This is a genomic window from Paraburkholderia sp. BR10141, assembly GCF_056155635.1.
Genome location: NZ_JBMIQH010000021.1, coordinates 1 through 23,796 on the forward strand (window position 1 = coordinate 1; position 23,796 = coordinate 23,796).

Here is a 23,796-nt window from a genome sequence, read left to right on the forward strand (position 1 = left end):
CAGCACGATCGAAGCCTTGAAATACACGCTCTGCGCGCATTGACCCGGCTTGAAGAGGCGCGGATGCAGGTCGAGCGGGCAGCCGCGCGAGAGCACGTCGCGCGCCCGCGTGCCTTCGATCTCGATCACCGTGTTGCCGCTGCCGACGTCCACGGCCGCCGCATAGGCATCGCCGAGCACGGGGGTCAGCTTCGCTTCGAGCATGCCCGTTTGCACAGGCGCGAGCGAGCGTACGAGCCATTCGTCGGGTCCGAGCCAAAGCACGTCGTAGTGGTCGCTGCGCGCGACGGTGTTCGGCGCGGCCGGCGGCTCGCAGCCAACCACGCCGGCGAACGCCGCGACGAACGCCGGGTCGCTCAATTCGCCGCGCACGTTCACGAGGTCACGAAACGGCAGCTCACGCATGGCGAACGCTTTCGAGGCGCGTCCCTCCTGCGCCTTGACCAGATCCGCGGCACCTACGAGCGGCGACTCAAGGCGCACGCCGACGACGCGCTCCGCGACCGGCAGGGGGTCTTTCGTTTCATTCAACATGCTGACGCACTCCTTCCGTGTCGTAGAAAATCGGGCTCGCGATCTGCGCGCTCACGCGCCGGCCATCGGCCATGGGAATCACCACGCGCTCGCCCATCTTGTTCAAGCCGCCCTTCACGACCGCCAGCGCGATGGAACGCTGCAGGATCGGGCTGTAGTAGCTCGACGTCACGTGACCGATCATCGGCGTCGTGCCGTCGGCGCGCGCTTGCGCATCCGGTGCGATGATCTGGCCGCCTTCGGGCAGCACGTATTGCGCATCGTCGGTCAGCAGTCCGACGAACTGCTTGCGGTTTTCCTTCGCCGTATCCGAGCGCTTGAGCGAGCGGCGGCCGAGGAAGTCCTTCGTCTGCGAGACGAGACCGCCCATGCCGAGATCGAAAGGCGTGACCGAGCCGTCCGTGTCCTGACCCACGATGATGTAGCCCTTCTCGGCACGCAGCACGTGCATCGTTTCCGTACCGTACGGCGTGATGTCGAACTCGGCGCCGGCTTCCATCAACGCTTCCCATACGGCGCGGCCTGCATTCGCGGGCACGTTCACTTCATAGGCCAGCTCACCCGAGAAGCTGATACGCATGACGCGCGACTTCACGCCCGCGACCGTGCCGTTGCGATACGACATGAACGGGAACGCGGCGTTGTCGAAGTCGATGTCCTTGCATACCTTCTGCAGCACCTTGCGGCTCTTCGGGCCGACCACGGCGAACGTCGCCCAGTGGTCGGTGACGGAAGCGAGACGCACCTTCATGTCGGGCCACTCGGTCTGCAGCCAGCGTTCGAGCCACGTGAGCACACGCGCCGCGCCGCCCGTGGTGGTCGTCATCATGTAGTGCTGCTCGCCGAGGCGCACCGTCACGCCGTCGTCGAACACCATGCCGTTTTCGTCGAGCATCAGACCGTAACGGCACTTGCCCACTTCGAGCTTGAGCCACGGGTTCGTATAGACCCAGTTGAGCAGCTTCGCGGCGTCGGGGCCTTGAATGTCGATCTTGCCCAGCGTGGAAGCATCGAGAATACCGACGCTGTTGCGCACCGCAAGACACTCGCGCTTCACGGCCGCGTGCAGATTCTCCCCGCTTTTCGGGTAGTACCACGGGCGCTTCCAGTTGCCCACGTCCTCGAATTCCGCGCCATGCTGCACGTGCCACTCGTGAATGCAGGTCTTGCGGATCGGGTCGAGCATGTCGCCGAGTTCGCGCCCTGCGAACGTGCCGAACGTGACAGGCGTGTAGTTCGGGCGGAACGTCGTCGTGCCCGTCTCGGGAATCGTCTTGCCGAGCGCGCTGGCGAGAATCGCCATGCCGTTGATATTGCCGAGCTTGCCCTGGTCGGTGCCGAAGCCCATGGCCGTGTAACGCTTCACGTGCTCGACCGACTCGAAGCCTTCGCGCGCGGCGAGCAGAATGTCCGCTGCCGAGACGTCGTTCTGGAAGTCGACGAATTGCTTCGGCCCGCGCGCCGCATCCTTGCGACTGCCCACGAGCCACAGCGCCTGCAGCGGCGTCTCTTCGACCTCGGCTGCCCTGGGCACAGCGGGCCGCTTGAGCGGGAAGCCGAGCGACTTCGCCGCGTCGATGCCGCCGTCCACGCCCTGCGTGAGCGCGCGGCCAAGCCCGAATTCGCCCACTGCCGCCCCAACGCTCACTTCCTCCTGCACGCGCTTGCCGGGCAGGAAGCACGCCTTCGCGTCGCTCCAGTGCGCCTTGCCGCCCGACTGCGCGAAGAGGTGCAGCACCGGGCTGAAGCCGCCCGACACCGCAACGAGATCGCATGCAAGCGTGGCCTGCTGCGCGCCGGCCTGCCCGTTCGTGTAGCCCACCACGTCGACTGAGCTCACGCGCTGCTTGCCATGCGCACAGTTGATGGCCGCGTTGTACATCACCTTCACGCCCTGGCGGCGCGCGGTGGCCTGCAATGCGCCGTTGCCCTGGGCGCGCCCATCGACGACCGTGACGGTCGCGCCGCATGCCTTCAGATCGAGCGCACAACGGTAGCCCGCGTCGTTGTTCGTGAAGACGACCGCATTGCGGCCCGGCAACACGCCATAGCGATGGATATACGTCGAGACCGCCGAGGCCAGCATGATGCCCGGCAGATCGTTGTTGCCGAACACGATGGGACGCTCGTGCGCACCGGTGGCGAGAATCACGCGCCTGGCGCGGATTTTCCACAACAGCTCGCGCGTGCCCTGGCGCGTGGAAACCGGCAGATGCTCGGTCAAACGCTGCGTCACGGTCACGAGATTGTGGTCCTGATAGCCGAACGCCGTGCTGCGCGACAGGATCTTCACGTCGGGCATCTGCTTGAGTTCGGCTTCGATCTTCTCGACCCAATTGAGCGCAGGACGGCCGTCGATATCGGCCTTGCACGACAGCAGGCTGCCGCCCAGTTCGCGCTGGTCGTCCACCAGAATCACGCGTGCGCCGGTTGCGCCCGCCGTATGCGCGGCCGCGAGGCCGGCGGGGCCGCCGCCCACCACGAGGACATCGCAATGCGCGAAGCATTTGTCGTAGCGGTCGGCGTCGCGCACTTCGGGCGCTTTGCCGAGACCCGCGGCGTCGCGAATCTTTTCCTCGTATTTCGGCCACCATTTGCGCGGCCACATGAAGGTCTTGTAGTAGAAGCCCGCCGGCAGAAAGCGCGAGAACTTCTGGTTGATCGCCATGCGATCGTTTTCGAGGCTGGGCTCGGCGTTCACGCTCGTCGCGACGAGCCCCTGGTACAACTCGACTTCGGTCGCGCGCGCATTGGGTACCGTATACGCGCCGCGCTCGAGTTGCACGATAGCGTTCGGCTCGGCCACGTCCGCCGTCATGATGCCGCGCGGGCGATGGTACTTGAAGCTGCGCGCGACGAAATGCACGTCGTTGGCGAGTAGCGCCGAGGCCAGCGTGTCGCCCTGAAAGCCCTGATACGTGCGGCCATTGAACGTGAAGTTCAGCGGAATCGCGCGGTTCACGCGCCCACCGGCGCCGAGGCGGTTCTTCTGGCTCATCGCTGCGTGCTCCCTTGCTTGTCGCCTTGCGCCCCATTTGCTGCGCCGAAGGTTTCGTAAGACTGAATCTCGTAGGTGACGGTGTCGCGCGTCGCCATGAACCAGCGGCGGCAGCCCTGCGCGTGCAGCCACTGCTCTTTATGCACGCCGCGTGGGTTGTGACGCATGAAGAGGTAGTCGCCCCACTCCTTGTCGGTGAGCTTGTCGGTGTCGAGCGGACGCGCGATGTCGGCTTCGCCGCCGCAGGTGAACTCGACTTCGGCGCGGGGACCGCACCACGGGCATTCGATCAGCAACATATTGTGGGCTCCTTTAGTGCGCGACGGCGGCTGCGCCGTGTTCGTCGATCAGATGGCCGGTATAGAAGCGGTCCAGCGAGAACGGCGCGTTGAGCGGATGCGGCTCGTCCTTCGCAATGGTGTGCGCGAATACCCAGCCCGAGCCCGGCGTCGCCTTGAAGCCGCCGGTGCCCCAGCCGCAGTTGAAATAGAGACCCTTCACGTCGGTCTTGCTGATGATCGGGCAGGCGTCCGGCGAAACGTCGACAATGCCCCCCCACTGCCGGTTCATGCGCACGCGCGAGAACACCGGGAACATTTCGACGATGGCCTGCAGCGTGCCTTCGATGATGTGGAAGCTGCCGCGCTGGCCGAAACCGGTGTACTGGTCCACGCCCGCGCCGATCACGAGATCGCCCTTGTCGGACTGGCTGATATAGGCGTGCACCGCGTTCGACATGATGACGGTGTTCACGACCGGCTTGATCGGCTCCGACACCAGCGCCTGCAGCGGGTGGCTTTCCAGCGGCAGGCGCACGCCGGCCATGTCCGCGAGCGTCGTGGTGTTGCCCGCCGCCACCACGGCGACCTTCTTCGCCTTGATGAAGCCCTTCGACGTATCGACGCCGGTCACGCGCGCGCCGTCGCGGCGAATGCCCGTCACCTGGCAGTTCTGGATGATGTCCACGCCGTGCTGGTCCGCGCCGCGCGCGAAGCCCCACGCCACGGCGTCGTGGCGCGCCACGCCCGCGCGGCGCTGGATCGAGGCGCCCAGCACGGGGTAGCGGCTGTTCAGGTTGATGGTCGGCTCGATTTCCTTGATCTGCTCCGGCGTGAGGAATTCCGCGTCCACGCCGTTCAGGCGGTTCGCATTCACGCGGCGCTCGGTATCGCGCACGTCCTGCAGCGTATGCGCGAGATTCATCACGCCGCGCTGGCTGAACATCACGTTGTAGTTGAGGTCCTGCGAGAGCCCTTCCCAGAGCTTCATCGCTTTCTCATAGAGCGCCGCCGACTCGTCCCACAGATAGTTCGAGCGCACGATGGTCGTGTTGCGCGCCGTGTTGCCGCCGCCGATCCAGCCCTTCTCCAGAATCGCGACGTTCTTCACGCCGTGCTCTTTCGCGAGGTAATAGGCCGTTGCGAGACCATGCCCGCCGCCGCCGACGATCACCACGTCGTACTCCTTCTTCGGCTCCGGGCTTCTCCACTGCCGCTCCCAGTTCTCGTGATACGACAACCCGTTGCGGAACAGACTGAATATCGAATAGCGGCTCATCTCGCAGACCCCTTGTTGCGCGTTACCATTAGCTTCAGTTAGCACTCGATGACGTTCACGGCGAGACCACCGCGCGACGTCTCCTTGTATTTCGTCTTCATGTCGGCACCCGTTTCGCGCATCGTCTTGATGACGTTGTCGAGCGTGACGTAATGCTCGCCGTTGCCCTTGAGCGCCATGCGCGCGGCATTGATCGCCTTGATCGCGCCCATGGCGTTGCGCTCGATGCAGGGAATCTGCACGAGGCCGCCCACGGGGTCGCAGGTCATGCCGAGGTTGTGCTCCATGCCGATTTCGGCGGCGTTCTCCACCTGGCGCGGCGTGCCGCCCATGACGGCAGCGAGCGCCGCGGCGGCCATCGAGCACGCCACGCCCACTTCGCCCTGGCAGCCCACTTCGGCGCCCGAGATCGACGCCGTTTCCTTGTAGATGATCCCGATGGCCGCGGCCGTGAGCAGGAAGTTGGCGATGCCGTCTTCGTTTGCGCCCGCCACGAACTTCACGTAGTAGTGCAGCACCGCGGGAATCACCCCCGCCGCACCGTTGGTGGGCGCCGTGACGACGCGGCCGCCCGCCGCGTTCTCTTCGTTCACGGCCATGGCGTAGAGATTGACCCAGTCGAGCATCGACAGCGGATCGCGCAGCGACTCCTCGGAGCGCGAACGCAGATGCACCGAGAGATCGGCGGCGCGGCGCTTCACCTGCATCGGGCCGGGCAGCTCGCCATGCATCTTGCAGCCGCGCTCCACGCAGGCGGCCATCGCGCGCCAGATCACGAGCAGCCCTTCGCGCACGTCTTCCGGCGAACGTGCCGCGCATTCGTTCGCAAAGGTGACGTCGGCGATCGACCGGCCGCTCTCGTTGCACACGCGCAGCAGGTCGTCGCCGGTGCGGAACGGATACGGCACCTCGCGTCCGCTGCGCACGCCGTTCACGCGGTCGCCGTCGCGGTTCACGACGAAGCCGCCGCCCACCGAGTAGTACTCCTTTTCGACGAGCAGCTGCCCGTTTTCGTCGAAGGCCTGAAAACGCATGCCGTTCGGATGCAGTGTGTTCGCGCCGCCCATCGTCTTGCGAAAGAAGCCAACGCACTCCTTTTCGTCGAAGCGGATGGTCTGCTTGCCGAGCAGCACGAGCGTCTTCTCGCGGCGCATGGCAGCGAGGCGCGGCTCGATCTGGTCAGGGTCGATCGAGTCGGGCAAGTTGCCTTCGAGGCCGAGCAGCACCGCCTTGTCAGTGCCGTGGCCCTTGCCCGTCGCGCCGAGCGAGCCGTACAGCTCGACCTTGACGCGACGCACAAAGGCGAGCAGATTGGCGTCCTCGATGTGGGACGCGAAGCGGCACGCGGCAACCATCGGGCCGACCGTATGCGAGCTGGACGGACCGATCCCGATCTTGAACAGGTCGAAAACGCTGACGTTCATCTGACTTCCCTTCGCGCTGAGCGCATGGATGAGCTTGAGTGCAAGTAGACCAAAGAGGCCGTGGCAGCCGATAGAACAAAAACGCCATCGCCGTTGGACGGCCTCGCCAGCCGGGGCGGCGGGCGACTCCGGCGGACGCAACGCCAGCGTTTAACCGCGGGTTTTCCCGACGTTTTGCCGCGGGAAAACACCCGCCTGCATGCTCAGAACTGATGACGCAAGCCAATGCGCACATCGGCCTGGGTGGTGGTGGAAGACGGCGCGAAGCTATAGCCGATCACCGCGTCCACACCCTGCGAGGCCTTGAGCCAGTCGCCTGAGATGTACACGTCCGTGCGCTTCGAAAGCAGGTAATGCATCCCCGCCGAAAGCTGGTTCCAGTGGTGGCCGTCGAAGTGGGTGTACTGGTAGCCGCCCGCCACGCTCAACGCGGGCGTCACCTGCCAGTTCGCACCGCCCTCGCCCACCTGCATGTGCTCGCTCTCGCCGAACGCCTTGATCTGCGTGTACGTGAAAGCGCCCATGAGCGTGACGTCGCCGATGGCGTAGCTCGCGCCCGCGCCGAAGGTGGCCTGCTTGTCCACGGGGAACGGCGTCTCCGAGTAGAGCGAGCTAACCGCGCCGGTGGCGGGATCGACGCTCACAGTCGGCCTGCCAAAGAACGTGCGCACGCCAATCATGTTGTACGGGTCGAACGCGTAGATGCCCGATGGATTGTTCAACTGCGTGTACGCGGTGCCCATCGCGAACGGGCCGTTCTGGTACTGCGCGCCCACGCTCCATGCGCTGCCGGTGTGAAAGTCGCCTGGCGTGTTACTGAACGAGTACATGCCGCCGAACTGGAATCCGCCGAACGTGTTCGACATGAACTTCACGGCGTTCGGCAGATGGTCGCCGTTCATGCGGTCGAAGTCGCCCTGATTGATTGCATAGCCGCTCGCCCATGCCGTGACGTTGTAGAGGTAGACGAACTCTTGCGTCATATCGGCCTGATTGCCGAACGTGAGCGTGCCCCAATCGTTCTGGAGTCCGACATAAGCGAGGCGACCGAAAAGCGAGCCGCCGTTGGCGATCTGTCCGTTGCCGAGGTGAAAGCCGCTCTCCAGCTGGAACACGGCCTTCAACCCGCCGCCGAGATCCTCGGTGCCCTTGAGACCCCAGCGGTTCGACTGCGCAATGCCATCGTCGAATTTCACTTGATGCGAGCCGCCCGCATTGCTCACGTAGGTCACGCCCGCGTCGATGATCCCGTACAGGGTGACGCTGCTTTGGGCATGGCTTTCTGTCGAGACGGCGCTCAATGCCACCGCGATGCCGCACAGTGCCACCGCATTCAGTTTTCTCATGGTGTCGGGTCTCTCTGGTCTGGCGATACAGGTTGTCGGGCCGCGCCGGCATCGCGTGACGCCTTGCGCGGTGGATCAAAACGTACAAGTCCAAATCTCGACCGACTTGCGCAGACACGACACGCGCTGGCGCTAACGCGACACGCGAGCGGCATAAAAACCCCTGTAAAACAGGCGCAATCCGTTATCTGGCGGGCCTCGCGAGGGGTTCCGGCGACGCGATCATCGGTAATCCGACGCGGACTTTGTAAAATCCGCCGATCCCGCCATTTCTACGTTTTTATTGATTGAACATTCAATAAAAAATACCTAGAGTGGAAACCTCCCCGAATCGCCCGGAATCACCATGCCCAAGATCGGAATGCGCGACGTGCGCCGCGCGCAACTCATCGACGCCACCTTGCAATCGATCGACCAGTCGGGTCTCTCCGGCACCACGCTCGCCACCGTCGCGCAGCACGCGAAGATTTCGACTGGCATCGTCAGTCACTATTTCGGCGGCAAGGACGGCCTGCTCGAAGCCACCATGCGCCACGTGCTGCACGACCTTTGGGAGGCCACGGTGCGGCGTCGCCTCGCCGCGAAAGACGAACCGCGTGCGCGTTTGCGCGCCATCGTCGCGGCTAATTTCGACGTATCGCAGGTGAACGCACCCGTCATGAAGACCTGGCTCGCGTTCTGGGCCGAGAGCATGCATCAGCCCGCGCTGCGCCGGCTGCAGCGCGTCAACACGCGACGGCTCCATTCGAACCTCTGCGCGGAGTTCGAAAAGGTGTTGCCAGGGGCCGCGGCCCGGCGCGCCGCAAGCGGACTCGCTGCGTTGATCGACGGCCTCTGGCTGCGCGGCGCGCTCACGGGCGAACCGTTCGACACGAAGGCCGCGCTGCGCGTGGCCAACGACTACATCGACCTGCTGCTCGAAGCGCGCGCCAAGCCGCGCTCAGGCAAGTCAGGCAAATAACCCGGCCCGGAGCCAATCGATGTCCCTCTTTCCCCTGCAACGCCTCTTCATCGACGGCACCTATACCGACGCCACCAGCGGCGAAACGTTCGACACCTACGATCCCGCCACCTGCGCCAGGCTCGCCACGGTCCAGCACGCGAGCGCCGCCGATATCGACCGCGCCGTGCAGTCGGCCCGTAACGGCCAACGCGTCTGGGCTGCCATGACGGCCATGCAGCGCTCGCGCGTGCTGCGGCGCGCGGTCGAGTTGCTGCGCGAACGCAACGACGAACTCGCGGCGCGCGAAACCAGCGACACGGGCAAGCCGATCGCCGAAACGCGCAGCGTGGACATCGTCACCGGTGCCGACGTGATCGAGTACTACGCGGGCCTCGCGCCTGCGCTCGAAGGCCAGCAGATTCCGCTGCGCGAAAGCGCGTTCGTCTACACGCGGCGCGAGCCGCTGGGCGTCACGGCGGGCATTGGTGCATGGAACTATCCGTTGCAGATCGCCTGCTGGAAATCGGCGCCCGCGCTCGCCGCCGGCAACGCGATGATCTTCAAGCCGAGCGAGATCACGCCGCTTTCGGCCTCGAAGCTCGCCGAGATCTATATCGAGGCGGGCGTGCCGCCTGGCGTGTTCAACGTGGTCCACGGCGACGGCCGTGTGGGCGCCATGCTGAGCGTGCATCCCGGCATCGAGAAGATTTCGTTTACGGGCGGCGTCGAAACGGGCAAGAAGGTCATGGCGGCCGCGGGCGGCTCCACGCTCAAGGAAGTCACGATGGAACTGGGCGGCAAGTCGCCGCTCATCGTCTTCGAAGACGCCGACCTCGAGCGCGCCGCCGATATCGCCGTGACCGCCAACTTCTTCAGCGCGGGCCAGGTATGCACCAACGCCACGCGCGTGTTCGTCCATCAATCGGTCATTGCCGCGTTCGAGGCTCTCGTGCTCGAACGCGTGCAGCGCATCCGCGTGGGCAATCCCGCCGATCCGGCCACCAACTTCGGGCCGCTCGCGAGCGCCGCGCAGCTCGACAAGGTGCTCGGCTATATCGAGAGCGGCAAGCGCGAAGGCGCGCGGCTGCTCGCGGGCGGCGCGCGCCTCACGCAGGGCGACTTCGCGCGCGGCCAGTACGTGCAGCCCACCGTGTTCTCCGGTTGCCGCGACGACATGCGCATCGTGCAGGAGGAAATCTTCGGGCCGGTGATGAGCATTCTTGCCTTCGCCAACGAAGTCGAAGTGATCGCACGCGCCAACGAATCGCTTTACGGCCTGGCCGCCGGTGTCGTGACCGAAAGCCTCTCTCGCGCGCACCGCGTGATTCATCGGCTCGAAGCCGGCATCTGCTGGATCAATACCTGGGGCGAGTCGCCCGCCGAAATGCCCGTGGGCGGCTACAAGCAGTCGGGCGTGGGCCGCGAAAACGGCATCACCACGCTCGAGCACTACACGCGCCTCAAATCCGTCCAGGTGGAACTGGGACCGTATCAGCCCGTTTTCTGAGGGAGTTCTGCATGGCAGCGCAAGAGTACGACTACATCATCATCGGCGCGGGATCGGCGGGCAACGTCCTTGCCGCGCGCCTCACCGAGGACCGCGACGCGACGGTGCTGCTGCTCGAAGCGGGCGGCCCCGACTACCGCTTCGATTTCCGCACGCAGATGCCCGCGGCGCTCGCCTACCCGTTGCAAGGCCGCCGCTACAACTGGGCTTACGAGACCGATCCCGAGCCGCACATGAACAACCGGCGCATGGAATGCGGACGCGGCAAGGGGCTGGGCGGGTCGTCGCTCATCAACGGCATGTGCTATATCCGCGGCAATGCGCTCGACTACGACGGCTGGGCCGAGCGCAAAGGGCTCGAGAACTGGAGCTATCTGGACTGCCTGCCCTATTTCCGCAAAGCCGAAACGCGCGACGTCGGCGCGAACGACTATCACGGCGGCGAAGGTCCCATGCACGTGACGACGAGCAAGCCGGGCGTGAACCCGCTCTTCGAGGCGATGATCGAGGCGGGCGTGCAGGCGGGCTATGCGCGCACCGACGACCTCAACGGCTACCGTCAGGAAGGCTTCGGGCCGATGGACCGCACCGTGACCGCCAAAGGCCGGCGCGCGAGCACCGCGCGCGGCTATCTGGATCAGGCAAAGCATCGGCCCAACATCGACATCGTCACGCACGCGGTGACGGACCGCATTCTGTTCAGCGGCAAGCGGGCATGTGGCGTCGTCTTTCTCGACGGGCCCGCGCGTGTGACCCGCTACGCGCGCCGCGAAGTGCTGCTGTGTGCGGGTGCGATCGCCTCGCCGCAGATCCTGCAGCGCTCGGGCGTCGGTCCCGGTGCATGGCTGCGGGAACTCGACATTCCCATTGTGCTCGATCTGCCGGGCGTCGGGCAGAATCTTCAGGACCACCTGGAAATGTACATGCAGTACGAGTGCAGGGAGCCCGTCTCGCTCTACCCTGCTCTCCTCATGCGCAATCAACCGGCGATTGGCCTTGAATGGATGCTGCGCGGCACCGGCATTGGCGCGAGCAATCATTTCGAGGCGGGTGGCTTCATTCGCACGCGCGACGACGATCCGTGGCCGAACCTTCAGTATCACTTCCTGCCCGTCGCGATCAACTACAACGGCAGCAATGCGATCAAGATGCACGGCTTCCAGGCGCATGTGGGCTCGATGCGCTCGCCGAGCCGCGGGCGCGTGAAGCTGCGCTCGCGCGATCCGCGCCAGCATCCGTCGATCCTCTTCAACTACATGGCCGAAGCGCTCGACTGGCGCGAGTTCCGCGACGCAATTCGCATCACGCGCGAAATCATTGCGCAGCCCGCGCTCGACCGGTTTCGCGGACGCGAGTTGAACCCCGGCGCGGCGCTCAAGACCGACGCCGAGATCGATGCTTTCGTGCGCGACCGCGCGGAAACCGCGTATCACCCGTCGTGTTCGTGTGCGATGGGCTACGACGACATGGCGGTGGTGGACGGCGAAGGCCGCGTGCATGGACTCGACGGCCTGCGTGTCGTGGACGCGTCGATCATGCCGCGCATCACCACCGGCAACCTCAATGCGCCGACCATCATGATCGCGGAGAAGATCGCGGATCGCATACGCGGGCGCGAAGCGCTTGCGCGTTCGCATGCGCCGTATTTTGTGGCGAATGGGACGCCGGCACGGGGCCCGGATTTTTCCGCGGCGGATGGCGCGTCGCGCGGGGCAAAAGTACGCGCACATAGCGTGACGCTTTAAGCAACCCTAATGGGCCAGAGTCGGCGCGCAAGGAACTGCGCAGCGACTCTGGCTTTTTCTTCGGGTTCATCGAACATTCAGCGCGCGATCAGTCCTGTAAAAGGCACAGCAACAGGAAGAGCCAAAAAAAACGCGGCACCACGCGAGCACCCCGCCCGCACGATGCCGCCAACACTGAAGTCAACTCAGACCGACGCGGCCAGCCAATGCGAAACCGCAATCGTCAGCGCCGCCGCAACGAGCGCGCCATAAGGCGCAAGACTCAACCACCGGCTGCGCACCGGCACGCTCACTTCCATATCGAGCGCACTGCCCGCCGGAAACCGCCCGCGATCTTGCCAGTAATGCCGGAAAGCAAACACCGGCACGATCAGCAACATGGCAATGAGGCCGTCGCGCAGCGTCCCCTCGCCTTGCAGATTGGCGCCCGCGCCCACGAACACGAGATTCGCATAGCCGCACAGCGCACCGAGCGTGAGCAGCCACGTCGGGCAACGAAACGGCCGCGCCCAGGCGCTACGGTCCATGCGATGAATCCAGCCGGACTGAAGGTTCAGGAACACGAACAACATGTAGCAGACGTTCGAGATCGACAGCACCGTCATATAGTCCGACATCGCGAGCAGGATGAGATTGAAACCGAGATCGGTCCACATCGCCGCCGTCGGCGCGCCGTGCTCGTTCACGCGCGAGAGGTAGCGCGGCAGCCAGCCGTCCACCGAAGCCTGATAGAGCGTGCGCGACGAACCCATCATCGACGTCATCACGATCAGCAAGATGGAAAGCATCAGCATCACCACCACGGCGTTGCCCACCCAGGCGCCGCCGCCCACCATCGCGGCCATCGCGGTGCCCACACCGGTGCCGTCGCCGATGCGCGGATCGAGCATCATCGCCGTACCCAGCGAGCCCTGAAACGCGAGCGGAACGAGCGTCATCACCACGAGGCAAAGCGCGCCCGACCAGAAGATCGCCCGCGCCGTATCGCGCCGCGGGTCGCGAAACTCGCGCGTGTAGCACACCGCCGTTTCGAAGCCGTACGATGCCCATCCCGCCATGAACATCGCGCCCAGCGCCATGACCACGCCCTGCCCGTTCCACGTGCCGAACACCGCCGCGGTGAGATTGCCGTGCGCGTCGTGGCCGAGCGGCAGCAGCGGAAACAGATGCTTGGCGGGAACATCGCCCGTGACGAAGGGCACGAGCCCGACGATCAACAACGGCGTGAGCGATGCGATGCCGAGAACCTTCTGCGTTTTCGCGGCCTTCGAAGCGCCGCTGTGCTGAAGCCGGAACGTGATGAGCAGGAACGCCGCGGCGATCAGGAACGTCGCGTTGATGCGCAGCGTGAGACCCGGCTTGATGAAGTCCAGGTTGGCGAGCGTCCAGTGCCACTGCAGGATGGCCGCTTCGGGCGCGAACAGCGTGGCGAGCGCGTAGTTGGCGGCAAGTCCGCAGCCCAGCGCCAGCATGGGCGACCACGCGAGCCAGTTGCACCACACGGAAACCGGCGCGATCATCTTGCTGTAGCGGACCCAGCCAATTGCTCCGTACACCGAAGCACCGCCCGACTTGTGCGGAAAGAGCCCTGAAATCTCGGCGTAAGTGGCGCTTTGCACGAGGCCCATCGTGATCGATGCGATCCAGATGGCCCAGGCCGGCTGGCCGATGGTCGCGCAAACGCCGCCAATCGTGAACAGCACGCCCGCGGGCACGCCGCTCGTCACCCAGAACGCATCTTTCCATGTGAGGCCGCGCTGCAGCGCATGGCCATGACCGCCTCGTGCGGCGCTCTCCTCTGCGCCATGCGTACCGATTCCTGCTTGCTCCATCTGCCTCCTCCTCTTTTGAACGCTAATCAACCAAAATTGCCGCGCAAATAGGGATGTACCGCAGGGTTGTCCGCGGCTTTCGCCGCGGACAACGGCACGTCAGTGCACGCCCAGCGAGGCGCGCACGGCAGGCAGGCCCGGCTTGCCGTCGAGGGTGGTCACGCCGGCGAGCCAGTTGTCGAGCACCTGCGGGTTGCTGCGCAACCAGTCGGCGGCGGCCTTGTTGGGGTCCTCCTTGTTGGCGATCGGCACCATCAAATGGTTCTCGATGGCAGTCGTGAACTGCAGGTTGGAGACGAACTTCGCCACGTTCGGGCAGCGCGCGGCATAGTCGGGCGGTTCCGCGGTCAGCACGCGCGCCGCGCCATAGTCAGGCCCGAACACCGCATCGCCGCCCGAGAGATAGTCGATCTTCATTTGCACGTTCATGGGATGCGGCTCCCAGCCGAGGAACACGATCCACTGCTTCTCGCGAACGGCGCGGTTCACCTGCACGAGCATCCCCGCCTCGCTCGATTCGACGAGCTTGAATTTGCCGAGTCCGTACTGGTTCGCGCCGATCATCTTCTGGATCAGTGCGTTGCCGTCGTTGCCGGGTTCGATGCCGTAGATGCGTCCTTGCAGTTTGTCCGCGTACTTCGCGATGTCCTGAAACGATTTGAGGCCGCCCTGGTAGACGTAATCGGGAACGGCAAGCGTGTATTTCGCGCCCGTGAGATTGGGCGTCGAGAGCACCTTGATCGAACCCGACTTCGTGAAGGGCTCGATGATCGGGTCCATGGTCGGCGACCAGTAGCCGAGGAACACATCGATCTGCTTGCTCTTGAGCCCTGCGAACGTGATCGGCACCGAGGCGATCGTCTTGGTCGGCGCATAGCCGAGCGCGCCGAGGATCGTCGACGCCACGCCCGTGGTCGCCGCGATATCGGTCCAGCCCACGTCGGCGAAGCGAACGTCCTTGCACGCGGCGGGATCGGCCGCGTAGGCACTGGTGCAGAGAATGGCGGCGCACGCGAGCGCGCCTGTCTTAAGCAGGGGGAATCGGCACATCGTCATCTCCTCAGGAATCGAACTGCGTCGCAGGGTCATGAAGGCTCATGACACATGGTTGTCCGGCAAAAAGCCGACTAACGTAGCAATTGCGACGAGCAATTGCGCAGAAGCGACAAGCGATTCCAGCGAGTACCGATGAACAGCGACTTTAAGTTAATTGAACGATCAATATACGAACTTGTACGACGTTCCTTTCAATTTCAAAACGCGACCCATCAGCCTCGCACACGGGGCTGTTGCCAGACCGGGTCGCGTGCGAATTCGACGAACGATTTCAGGTAGTCGACCACGGCGTCGCCTTCGCGCGTGCCGAGAAAGATCTGCTTCGCGATGCCCTGCTTGCCGAGCTTCACGATCGCGAGCGGCATACGGTCTGCGTATTCCTCCGCGAGCCAGCGCGGCAACGCGGCCACGCCGCGATGGCTCGCGACCATCTGCAGCATGATGTCGGTCGTTTCGATCGTCTTGTGACGGCGTGGCGTGATGTTCGCGGGCCGCAAAAACTGGTTGTAGATATCGAGCCGGTCGGTATCCACGGGGTACGTGATGAGCGTTTCGTCGACTAGCTGCTCGGGCTTCACGTAGCGCACGTTCGCGAGCCGATGGTCTTCCGCGACCACCAGCACCTGCTCGTAGTCGAACACCGGATCGAAACGCAGTCCGGGCCGGTTGAGCGGATCGGGCGTGACCAGCACGTCGATGTCGTAGCCGATCAACGCACCGATGCCGCCAAACTGAAAACGCTGCTTCACGTCCACGTCGACGTCGGGCCAGCGCGCCAGATACGGCGAAACGACCTTGAGCAGCCACTGATAGCACGGGGCGCATTCCATGCCGATGCGCAACGTGCCGCGCTCGCCCGCGGCGTACTGCTTCATGCGCTCTTCCGCGAGTTCGAACTGGGGCAGGAGCCGCTCGGCTAGCGAGAGCAGATATTGCCCGGCCTGCGTCAGCCGCAGGCTGCGCCCCTCGCGGTCCCAGATTTGGGTGCCGAGTTGCTGCTCGATCTTCTTGACCGTATGGCTCAGCGCCGACTGCGTGAGGAAAAGCGATTCCGCCGCAGCGGTCAGTGAGCCCTGGCGGGCGACTTCGCGGACGATGACAAGGTGAACGCGTTCGAGCATCAGGCGACCAGATGAAAAAAACTAATGGATGGATGAAATAATGCCATTTTTCTTCATCATCGGATACGTCTATCATCGCTGCCACTCTGGATCGTTTCCAGCACTTTCATTTCGGACGGCACCGCACATGGTCACCACGCACAATCTCGGCTTTCCGCGCATCGGCGCGAAACGCGAACTCAAATCCGGTCTGGAACGCTACTGGAAAGGCGAATCCTCGCGCGACGAACTGAAGGCGCTCGGCGCGCAACTGCGCAAGCGCCACTGGGAAAACCAGAAGGGTCTAGACTTCGTGCCGGCCGGTGACTTCGCGTTCTACGACCAGGTGCTCGACATGAGCTTCACGCTCGGCAACCTGCCCGAGCGCGTGCAGGGCTTCCACGGCGACAAGCTCGACAACTACTTCCGCGTGGCGCGTGGCCGCTCGGCGGCGGGCGCCGAGGACCATGCCGCGTGCTGCGGCGGCGTCGCGGCCGGCGAAATGACGAAGTGGTTCGACACGAACTATCACTACATCGTCCCCGAATTCACGGCCGATACGCAGTTCAACCTCGACACTTCGCGTCTTTCCGAGCAACTGCGCGAAGCCCGCGAACTGGGCGTGAAGGCCAAGCCCGTGATCATCGGGCCGCTCACTTACCTGTGGCTCGGCAAGGCCAAGGACGACTCGGACAAGCTGGCGCTGCTGCCGCGCCTTATGCCGGTCTATCGCGCACTGCTCGACTACTTCCGCGTGATGGACGTCGAATGGGTGCAGATCGACGAGCCGATTCTCGCGACCGAACTCGATCCGGCCTGGCGCGCCGCGTTTGCGACGGCGTATGAAGGCTTCGAGCTGCGTAGCGTCAAGCTGCAGCTGGCCACCTACTTCGGCCAGCTGCAGGACAATCTCGACCTCGCGTGCTCGCTGCCCGTCGACGGTCTGCATATCGACGCGATCAACGCCCGCGAAGAAGTCGCGCTGGCCGCGCAAAAGCTGCCTGCACAGAGCGTGCTCTCGGTGGGCGCGATCAACGGCCGCAACATCTGGAAGACGGATCTGAACGCCACGCTCGAATGGCTCGAGCCGCTCGCGAAGCAACTGGGCGAGCGCCTCTGGATCGCGCCGTCGTGCTCGCTGCTGCACGTGCCGGTGGATCTCGCGAGCGAAGAAAAGCTCGACGTCGAAATCCGTTCGTGGCTCGCGTTTGCGCTGCAAAAGCTCGACGAAGTGAAGGTGCTTGCCACGGCGCTCAATGCCGGCCGCAGCAAGGTCGCAGCCGAACTCGCGGCGAACGCCGCTGCCGTTCAGGCGCGCCGCGAGTCGCCGCGCGTGAACAACCCCGCCGTGAAGGCCGCGATCGCCCGCATCGATGCGCAGCTCGGCAATCGTCAGCACGCCTATGCCGAGCGCGCCGCGAAGCAGGCCGCACGCCTGAAGCTGCCCGCCTTCCCGACCACCACGATCGGCTCGTTCCCGCAAACGGCGGAAATCCGCCAGGCGCGCAGCCAGTTCAAGAGCGGCGCGCTCGACGACGCGGGCTACCAGGCCGCCATGCGCGCCGAAATCGAGCGCAGCGTGCGAGAGCAGGAGCAACTGGGTCTCGATGTGCTCGTGCACGGCGAAGCCGAGCGCAACGACATGGTCGAATATTTCGGCGAGCAGCTCGACGGCTACGCGTTCAGCCAGTTCGGCTGGGTGCAGTCGTACGGCTCGCGCTGCGTGAAACCGCCTGTTCTGTTCGGCGACATCAGCCGCCCGAAGGCGATGACGGTGGAGTGGATCACCTACGCGCAGTCGCTCACGAACAAGCCCATGAAGGGCATGCTCACGGGCCCGGTGACGATCCTCAACTGGTCCTTCGTGCGTGACGACCAGCCGCGTTCGGTCTCGTGCTACCAGCTCGCGCTCGCCATTCGTGAAGAAGTGCTCGACCTGGAGAAGGCCGGCGTGGGCGTGATCCAGATCGACGAGGCCGCGCTGCGCGAAGGTCTGCCGCTACGCCGCGCGCAGTGGGGCGAGTATCTGCGCTGGGCCGTGGAATCGTTCCGCATCACGGCGAACGGCGTGGAAGACGAAACGCAGATCCATACGCACATGTGCTATTCGGAGTTCAACGACATCATTGCGTCGATCGCCGATATGGACGCGGACGTCATCACGATCGAGACCTCGCGCTCGGACATGGAACTGCTCGACGCGTTCGACGACTTCAGGTATCCGAACGAAATCGGGCCGGGCGTGTACGACATTCACTCGCCGAACATCCCGACCGAAGCGCACATCGTGCGATTGATGCAGAAGGCCGCCGGGCGCATTCCGGCAGAACGCCTGTGGGTCAACCCGGACTGCGGTCTGAAGACACGACAGTGGGCCGAGGTCATTCCGGCGCTGACCAACATGGTCGCTGCCGCCAAGGCGCTGCGCAGCCAGGTGCAATAAGGCGCTGAAGCGCCCCGAGCCATGGCGGGGATTCGGCTCGATGCGCGCGCCATGGAAAGCGTTCGCAGGCGTTCATGTTCGTCTCCTCAAGCCGCGTCCGCCGGCTGGCCCACCGTGCTGCGCGCCATGAACCAGTAGAACAGCGCCGCGCAGCCCGCAATCGCGCCGCCCATGATGAACGCCAGCGAATACGATCCGGTGCGGTCGACGATAAAGCCCGCCACGACCGGCGAGAACGCCCCGCCGAAATAGCCGCCGAAATTCTGGATCGAACTCACGGAAGCGACCATCGACGACGGGGCGATGTCGGCCGCGAGCGCCCACGCGTTGCCAATGGTGGCGGCGATGAACGCCAGCCCCAACGTCATCAGCGCGACGCTCGCGCCTATCGTGCTCGCCAATGGCAGCGCCGCCGCGCACACGCCCGCACCGATTGCACCCACCACGATCAGCATGCGCTTGGCGACCATGGGCGAAGCTATGCGGCGATCCACGAGTTTCTTCGCGATCCAGCCCGCGACGATCTCGCCCGCCGCGCCGCCGAACCACGGAATGCTCGCGTAGATACCCAGTTGTGCGAACGAAATATGAAAGCGATCGAGCAGATAGAGCGGCAGGAACACGAGGAAGATATTCCACAGCCAGATCGCGCAGAAGTAGCCGAAGATCATGCCCCACACGCTGCGCGAGGCGAACAGCGCGCGCCAGCGAATGGGCGCCGTGGTGAGCGAGCGCTCGTGGCCGCCGCCGCCCGCTTCGATATAGGCGAATTCCTCGCGCGTGAGCCGCTTGCTTTGCGCGGGGTTGCGATAGAGAAACAGGAACAGCACGGCGAAGACGATGCCGATGGCGCCCGTCACGTGAAACAGCGAGCGCCATCCGAAGGCAATCATCAACGCTACCAGCACGGCGGGCGCGAGCGCGGGGCCCCACTTCGACGACGAATCCCAGATGCCGGTGGCGAAGCCGCGCTCCTTGGCGGGAAACCACGCGGCCGTGATCTTGGCGGAGGTCGGCCAGCACGGCGCCTCGCCCACGGCGAGCAGCACGCGCATGACGATGAGGCCCGAGATCGACCCAACGACGCCGGTGAGCCACGTCGCCACGCTCCACCAGATCATGCCCACTGCATAGGCACGCTTCGCACCGAAGCGGTCGATGATCCAGCCCGCCGGCAACTGCATCACGGCGTAGGTCCACGCGAACACCGTGCCCAGCAAGCCGATTTGCGTGCGCGTGAGGCCCAGGTCGTGAATCATGCCGGGCGCGGCGATCGCGAGATTCGCGCGATCGAGGTAGTTGATGATGCCGCCGAACAGCAGCCAGATCAGCACGCGCCAGCGAAAATTCGCGGCGGTGGTGGCTGCGGCAGTCGATTGTGTGGTGGATGCGGTTGCAACCAGCTCGTCGTCCATCCTGTCTCCTCCTCGTTGGCCTACGTTTTTTTGCGTGCGCTTTTGCGCACGCTCGTGAGACTCAAACCGCGTTCGTGCCCAGATCGTGGGACTTTTCGCTGTAGCAGCAACGACGCGCGCGAGGGACATTGTGCGCCGGTTGGCGCGAACGGAAAACGCCGTATTGGCATAAACGCATGACGTCGATGTGAATACGCGGATCGTTATCTCTGTCGCATGCTCTCTTACCAACCGTTACACAAGCGAAGCAATCGTTTCACCTGAACGGCGAACGACTTCATAGAATTCCCCAGACCGTTGAGCAGCAAGGCGCCTCGCCACAACGGTCCCGCGCAGAGCCGCACGAAAAGCCGCATGACACAGCCCTGCGCGGCAATCGATACCAACTACGCAGAAAGGAGTTCACATGACTCGCCTCTCGCTTGCCTCGCTCATCGCGGCTTCGGCCGCCAGCCTTTGCGCCGTGACGCTGAGCGCCCATGCGCAGACCCCCGCGCCCACCGCGGCTTCTGCCTCGACTTCGGCCGCACCCGGCAAGCTGCACGAAGCCGACAAAGCCTTCATCGCGGACGGCACGCAAACCGTCGCCACGCAGCGCGATGCCGCACGCATTGCCGATTCGCGCTCGACCGATCGCGAAGTGAAAGCTTTCGCGGAAAAACTGGTGGCCGACTATACGAAACTGTCCGACTCGATGCGCGCGGCGAGCCCGCGCGGCGTGGACGTGCCGCGCAACGACCCGGATGCGGCCGTGATCAGCAGCATCAATAACCTGCGCGGCGCGGACTTCGACAAGACGTATATCGAGCAGGTCGCGCTGGCCGGCCAGCAGAAGACGCTTTCGGCATTCCAGGCGGAGATCGCCTCGGGCCGCGACGCGGGCCTGAAGAAGGCTGCCACGGAAGGTCTGCCCGTGATCCAGGCCGACTATGCCAAGGCTCAGGAACTCGCCAAGCGCAAGCACCTGGCAGGCTGATGACGATGTGATGTGCGAAGGGGCCGGCCGCGCGCGCGCCGGCCCCACTGCTGTTTACTCTTCCTTCTTTTCGCCGGCAGCGAGGGCGAGCCGTTCCATACGCCGGTCGGGCACGAGCCAGAGCAGCGCCACGATGAAGTAGAAGATCGCGCCGATGCGCGGATAGTCGAACGCCGCGAGCGCAAACCCCGCCAGATACATGACCGGCGAAATCTTGCCCTTCACGTCATTGCCCAGCGCAACGGCAAGCGGGCTCTGCATGCCGTGGTAGCGCACCAGCGTGAATTGCAGCACGACGTAAGCCAGCGCGCAGAGCAGCAGGTTGACGCCGTAGAGCGCGGTCGGCCAGCGCCCGAACTCGTTCTCGCCCATCCAGCCCGTGGTGAACGGCAGCAGCGACAGCCAGAACAGCAGATGCAGGTTGGCCCAGAGCACCGAGCCGTTCACGCGGCGCGCCACCTGCAGCATGTGGTGATGGTTGTTCCAGTAGATCCCCACGTAGATGAAGCTCAACACGTAGCTTAGGTAAACCGGCCACAGCGGCGCGAGCGCAGCGAGATCATTGCCATGCGGCACCTTGAGTTCCAGCACCATGATCGTGATGATGATGGCGAGCACGCCATCGCTGAAGGCTTCGAGTCGGTTCTTTTCCATCTGCGGAATCAAATTGCAAGAGATGTAAGGCGAGCGGCAAGTATCGCCGAAGTCGCCGCACGACGCCACGTAGGCGCTGAGGGATCGCAGGCGCGTATATTGCGCCGTACATGGCGCGCGCGTTCCTGGCCTATGATGGCCTCGAGCGCCACGCCCGGCCGCTCGCCTCGAATCATGAACTCCACGACCTCCGTAACCCGCCACCGTCCCGAGCACCCTGAGCGGTCCGAGCGCCGCGTGCCCGTTTGGGACCTGCCCACGCGCCTCTTCCACTGGCTGACCGTCGTGCTCGTGGCGGCCGCTTACATCACGCAGCGCATGAACTGGATGCAGATGCACGTGCGCCTCGGCGAGACGCTGCTCGCGCTCGTGCTGTTTCGCATCCTGTGGGGGTGCTTCGGCAGCGAGACCGCGCGCTTCTCGCGCTTCGTCGCCTCGCCGCGCAAGGCGATCGAGCATCTGCGCCATCTGTTGCGGCGCGAGCCCGACGTCCAGGTCGGTCACAACGCGGCCGGCGGCTGGATGGTTCTGCTGCTGCTCGCGCTGCTGCTGGTCGAAACGCTCACCGGTCTCTACGACAACAACGACATCGCCGACGAAGGCCCGCTCAGCGAAATCGTGCCCGCGAAAATCGCCAATGCGATAGCCGGCCTGCACGCGTGGGGCTGGGACCTGCTCGCGGCCGCAGTCGTGCTGCACGTGTGCGCGATTGCCGTCTATGCCCTCGTGAAAGGCCACAATCTGGTCGGCCCGATGGTGAGCGGGAAAAAGCGCCTGCCCGCCTCGGTGCGCGCGCCAGCGCGCGGGTCGCTGTGGCTCGCGGCGTTGCTGATGGGGCTGTCGGGCGTCGTGGTGGCGCTGCTCGCCGAGTATCTTTGATGCCGGAAATTGCGGTGTAAAGCCCACGCGAAGCCCGCACAACGCGTAAAATCAGCGGCTCGTTTTCACTCGACAAGAATCATCGATGGCTACCTACCTCGAATTGCTCGCCCAGAAGCGCGAACTCGACGAGCGCATCGAAGCCGCGCGCGCCGAAGCGGCGCACGAGGCGCTGGCCAATGTGCGCGAGGCAATCGCCGAATTCGGCTTCACGCCCGACGAGGTGTTCGGCAAGCCGCGCCGCGAAAAGGCCGCGCGCCGCACGCGCAAGGCTGAAGGCACCGAAGGCAAAAAGCGCGAGCGCGCCAATCTGGACCTGTTCGGCGACAACGCCTGACCAGCGCCACGCCCTCAACGAGCAAACAGGGCAGCAAGGCCCCTGTCGCAAGCAGCCATGCCGCGCGCCGGCTGGCGCGAGCATGGCGTGAACACCGAACGCGTTACTGCGCGCCGAGCTTCTTGATCAGCACGTCGAGCTGCGCCACTTCCTCTTGCGTGAGATCGGTGAGCGGCGCGCGCACCGGGCCCGCGTCGCGGCCCACGAGCTTCGCGCCCGCCTTCACGATGCTCACCGCGTAGCCCGCGCGGCGATTGCGAATGGCGAGGTACGGCAGGAAGAATTCGTCGATGAGCTTGCCCACCGTCGCGTGGTCGTCGGCGGCAATCGCGCGGTAGAACTGCATGGCCGTCTTCGGAATGAAGTTGAACACCGCCGACGAATACACGGGCACGCCCAGCGCCTTGTACGCCGCCGCGTAGACTTCGGCCGTGGGCAGGCCGCCCAGGTACGAGAAGCGGTCGCCCAGACGGCGGCGAATCGTCACCATCGCCTCGATCTCGCCCACGCCGTCCTTGAAGCCGATGAGGTTCTCGCAGCGGTCGGCGAGCTGCTCGAGCATGTCGGCGTTGAGCTTCGAATTGGCGCGGTTGTAGACGATCACGCCCATCTTCGGGACGGCCTTGCAGACCTGCTCCACGTGCGCGGCAATGCCTTCCTGCGACGCTTCCGTGAGGTAGTGCGGCATCAGCAGAATGCCCTGCGCGCCGTTGCGCTCGGCTTCCTGCGCGTATTCGATGGCCACGCGCGTGGCGCCGCCCGCGCCCGCGAGAATCGGCACCTTGCCCTTGCAGGTTTCGGTGGCCGTCTTGATGACCTGCGAGTATTCGCTCTTCGTGAGCGAGAAGAATTCGCCCGTGCCGCCCGCTGCGAACAGCGCGCTCGCGCCGTACGGGGCCAGCCATTCGAGGCGCTCGGCGTAGGTGCTCGCGCGGAAGTTGCCCTGCGCGTCGAAGTCGGTCACGGGGAACGAAAGCAGGCCTTCGGAGACGATTTGCTTGAGTTCTTGCGGCGTGGTCATGGTCTTGATCCTGTTGCGAAGTCAGTAAA

General features: G+C 64.7%; 19 protein-coding genes. 7 read left to right on the forward strand and 12 right to left on the reverse strand.

The annotated features are described in order from the left end of the window. From ACOJB8_RS25910 to ACOJB8_RS25935, 6 genes are all read right to left on the reverse strand, one after another. A partial coding sequence (locus ACOJB8_RS25910; RefSeq protein WP_475015000.1) for a sarcosine oxidase subunit gamma occupies positions 1-534 on the reverse strand: 534 nt, incomplete at its 3' end. Further along, the gene (locus tag ACOJB8_RS25915; RefSeq protein ID WP_342946222.1) at positions 524-3,532 is read right to left on the reverse strand and encodes a sarcosine oxidase subunit alpha family protein; all 3,009 of its coding nucleotides are present in this window, start codon (positions 3,530-3,532) and stop codon (positions 524-526) included. The genes ACOJB8_RS25915 and ACOJB8_RS25910, both read right to left, overlap by 11 nt. Beyond that, positions 3,529-3,831 (reverse strand): sarcosine oxidase subunit delta, encoded by a 303-nt coding sequence (locus ACOJB8_RS25920; RefSeq protein ID WP_368619081.1) that lies wholly within the window; start codon positions 3,829-3,831, stop codon positions 3,529-3,531. Before ACOJB8_RS25920 ends, ACOJB8_RS25915 begins: the two co-directional genes overlap by 4 nt. Before the next feature lie 13 nt (positions 3,832-3,844). After that, the gene (locus ACOJB8_RS25925; protein WP_042260300.1) at positions 3,845-5,089 is read right to left on the reverse strand and encodes a sarcosine oxidase subunit beta family protein; all 1,245 of its coding nucleotides are present in this window, start codon (positions 5,087-5,089) and stop codon (positions 3,845-3,847) included. 38 nt (positions 5,090-5,127) lie between these two features. Continuing rightward, entirely contained in the window at positions 5,128-6,513 is a 1,386-nt protein-coding gene (locus ACOJB8_RS25930) for an L-serine ammonia-lyase (protein WP_368684810.1), read from the reverse strand. 203 nt (positions 6,514-6,716) lie between these two features. After that, positions 6,717-7,859: a porin gene (locus tag ACOJB8_RS25935; protein ID WP_475015004.1), complete on the reverse strand. Its 1,143-nt coding sequence runs from the start codon at positions 7,857-7,859 to the stop codon at positions 6,717-6,719. Between the two features lie 346 nt (positions 7,860-8,205). Between ACOJB8_RS25935 and betI the strand changes: the two genes are divergently transcribed. From betI to betA, 3 genes are read left to right on the forward strand one after another with little or no spacing between them, the layout of a single operon-like run. Then, positions 8,206-8,820: a transcriptional regulator BetI gene (betI, locus tag ACOJB8_RS25940; RefSeq protein WP_069267065.1), complete on the forward strand. Its 615-nt coding sequence runs from the start codon at positions 8,206-8,208 to the stop codon at positions 8,818-8,820. A 19-nt stretch (positions 8,821-8,839) separates the two neighbouring features. After that, complete coding sequence (gene betB / locus ACOJB8_RS25945) at positions 8,840-10,309, forward strand: betaine-aldehyde dehydrogenase (protein ID WP_475015006.1); 1,470 nt, start codon at positions 8,840-8,842, stop codon at positions 10,307-10,309. Positions 10,310-10,320: 11 nt separating this feature from the next. Next, the gene (betA, locus tag ACOJB8_RS25950) at positions 10,321-12,054 is read left to right on the forward strand and encodes a choline dehydrogenase (protein WP_475015008.1); all 1,734 of its coding nucleotides are present in this window, start codon (positions 10,321-10,323) and stop codon (positions 12,052-12,054) included. A 185-nt stretch (positions 12,055-12,239) separates the two neighbouring features. Here the strand turns inward: betA and ACOJB8_RS25955 are convergent, their stop codons facing one another. From ACOJB8_RS25955 to ACOJB8_RS25965, 3 genes are all read right to left on the reverse strand, one after another. Continuing rightward, positions 12,240-13,886 (reverse strand): APC family permease, encoded by a 1,647-nt coding sequence (locus ACOJB8_RS25955; RefSeq protein ID WP_475015010.1) that lies wholly within the window; start codon positions 13,884-13,886, stop codon positions 12,240-12,242. Between the two features lie 99 nt (positions 13,887-13,985). Beyond that, on the reverse strand, positions 13,986-14,936 hold the full coding sequence (locus ACOJB8_RS25960; RefSeq protein WP_368603533.1) for a choline ABC transporter substrate-binding protein: 951 nt from the start codon (positions 14,934-14,936) through the stop codon (positions 13,986-13,988). A 218-nt stretch (positions 14,937-15,154) separates the two neighbouring features. Beyond that, positions 15,155-16,063, reverse strand: a complete 909-nt coding sequence (locus ACOJB8_RS25965; RefSeq protein ID WP_368603534.1) for a LysR family transcriptional regulator — start codon at positions 16,061-16,063, stop codon at positions 15,155-15,157. Between the two features lie 127 nt (positions 16,064-16,190). Here ACOJB8_RS25965 and metE point away from each other — a divergent pair, with 127 nt between their 5' ends. Further along, positions 16,191-18,485, forward strand: a complete 2,295-nt coding sequence (gene metE, locus ACOJB8_RS25970) for a 5-methyltetrahydropteroyltriglutamate--homocysteine S-methyltransferase (protein ID WP_475015013.1) — start codon at positions 16,191-16,193, stop codon at positions 18,483-18,485. A gap of 86 nt (positions 18,486-18,571) precedes the next feature. On the opposite strand, the gene ACOJB8_RS25975 is transcribed toward metE, so the two are convergent. Next, positions 18,572-19,900 (reverse strand): MFS transporter, encoded by a 1,329-nt coding sequence (locus tag ACOJB8_RS25975; protein WP_368729468.1) that lies wholly within the window; start codon positions 19,898-19,900, stop codon positions 18,572-18,574. 406 nt (positions 19,901-20,306) lie between these two features. Between ACOJB8_RS25975 and ACOJB8_RS25980 the strand changes: the two genes are divergently transcribed. Then, positions 20,307-20,876: a DUF4142 domain-containing protein gene (locus ACOJB8_RS25980; RefSeq protein WP_342946234.1), complete on the forward strand. Its 570-nt coding sequence runs from the start codon at positions 20,307-20,309 to the stop codon at positions 20,874-20,876. A gap of 54 nt (positions 20,877-20,930) precedes the next feature. On the opposite strand, the gene ACOJB8_RS25985 is transcribed toward ACOJB8_RS25980, so the two are convergent. Beyond that, positions 20,931-21,530, reverse strand: coding sequence for a TMEM175 family protein (locus ACOJB8_RS25985; RefSeq protein WP_475015015.1), 600 nt, complete (start codon positions 21,528-21,530; stop codon positions 20,931-20,933). A 174-nt stretch (positions 21,531-21,704) separates the two neighbouring features. Between ACOJB8_RS25985 and ACOJB8_RS25990 the strand changes: the two genes are divergently transcribed. Both ACOJB8_RS25990 and ACOJB8_RS25995 read left to right on the forward strand, forming a co-directional pair. Then, the gene (locus ACOJB8_RS25990; protein ID WP_368729466.1) at positions 21,705-22,409 is read left to right on the forward strand and encodes a cytochrome b/b6 domain-containing protein; all 705 of its coding nucleotides are present in this window, start codon (positions 21,705-21,707) and stop codon (positions 22,407-22,409) included. Positions 22,410-22,494: 85 nt separating this feature from the next. Beyond that, complete coding sequence (locus ACOJB8_RS25995) at positions 22,495-22,746, forward strand: hypothetical protein (protein WP_475015018.1); 252 nt, start codon at positions 22,495-22,497, stop codon at positions 22,744-22,746. A gap of 103 nt (positions 22,747-22,849) precedes the next feature. Here ACOJB8_RS25995 and kdgD read toward each other — a convergent pair whose 3' ends face one another. After that, positions 22,850-23,767: a 5-dehydro-4-deoxyglucarate dehydratase gene (gene kdgD, locus ACOJB8_RS26000; protein WP_028206318.1), complete on the reverse strand. Its 918-nt coding sequence runs from the start codon at positions 23,765-23,767 to the stop codon at positions 22,850-22,852. Positions 23,768-23,796 lie beyond the last annotated feature (29 nt).

What these genes read in the sequence shown, in the direction of transcription:
- ACOJB8_RS25920 (WP_368619081.1), bottom strand. Translation starts at nt 3,831, where the DNA reads ATGTTGCTGATCGAATGCCCGTGGTGCGGTCCCCGCGCCGAAGTCGAG.
- ACOJB8_RS25915 (WP_342946222.1), bottom strand. Translation starts at nt 3,532, where the DNA reads ATGAGCCAGAAGAACCGCCTCGGCGCCGGTGGGCGCGTGAACCGCGCG.
- ACOJB8_RS25960 (WP_368603533.1), bottom strand. Translation starts at nt 14,936, where the DNA reads ATGTGCCGATTCCCCCTGCTTAAGACAGGCGCGCTCGCGTGCGCCGCC.
- ACOJB8_RS25955 (WP_475015010.1), bottom strand. Translation starts at nt 13,886, where the DNA reads ATGGAGCAAGCAGGAATCGGTACGCATGGCGCAGAGGAGAGCGCCGCA.
- ACOJB8_RS25990 (WP_368729466.1), top strand. Translation starts at nt 21,705, where the DNA reads ATGAACTCCACGACCTCCGTAACCCGCCACCGTCCCGAGCACCCTGAG.
- ACOJB8_RS25980 (WP_342946234.1), top strand. Translation starts at nt 20,307, where the DNA reads ATGACTCGCCTCTCGCTTGCCTCGCTCATCGCGGCTTCGGCCGCCAGC.
- ACOJB8_RS25925 (WP_042260300.1), bottom strand. Translation starts at nt 5,089, where the DNA reads ATGAGCCGCTATTCGATATTCAGTCTGTTCCGCAACGGGTTGTCGTAT.
- ACOJB8_RS25995 (WP_475015018.1), top strand. Translation starts at nt 22,495, where the DNA reads ATGGCTACCTACCTCGAATTGCTCGCCCAGAAGCGCGAACTCGACGAG.
- ACOJB8_RS25975 (WP_368729468.1), bottom strand. Translation starts at nt 19,900, where the DNA reads ATGGACGACGAGCTGGTTGCAACCGCATCCACCACACAATCGACTGCC.
- betI (WP_069267065.1), top strand. Translation starts at nt 8,206, where the DNA reads ATGCCCAAGATCGGAATGCGCGACGTGCGCCGCGCGCAACTCATCGAC.
- ACOJB8_RS25985 (WP_475015015.1), bottom strand. Translation starts at nt 21,530, where the DNA reads ATGGAAAAGAACCGACTCGAAGCCTTCAGCGATGGCGTGCTCGCCATC.
- metE (WP_475015013.1), top strand. Translation starts at nt 16,191, where the DNA reads ATGGTCACCACGCACAATCTCGGCTTTCCGCGCATCGGCGCGAAACGC.
- betA (WP_475015008.1), top strand. Translation starts at nt 10,321, where the DNA reads ATGGCAGCGCAAGAGTACGACTACATCATCATCGGCGCGGGATCGGCG.
- betB (WP_475015006.1), top strand. Translation starts at nt 8,840, where the DNA reads ATGTCCCTCTTTCCCCTGCAACGCCTCTTCATCGACGGCACCTATACC.
- ACOJB8_RS25935 (WP_475015004.1), bottom strand. Translation starts at nt 7,859, where the DNA reads ATGAGAAAACTGAATGCGGTGGCACTGTGCGGCATCGCGGTGGCATTG.
- kdgD (WP_028206318.1), bottom strand. Translation starts at nt 23,767, where the DNA reads ATGACCACGCCGCAAGAACTCAAGCAAATCGTCTCCGAAGGCCTGCTT.
- ACOJB8_RS25930 (WP_368684810.1), bottom strand. Translation starts at nt 6,513, where the DNA reads ATGAACGTCAGCGTTTTCGACCTGTTCAAGATCGGGATCGGTCCGTCC.
- ACOJB8_RS25965 (WP_368603534.1), bottom strand. Translation starts at nt 16,063, where the DNA reads ATGCTCGAACGCGTTCACCTTGTCATCGTCCGCGAAGTCGCCCGCCAG.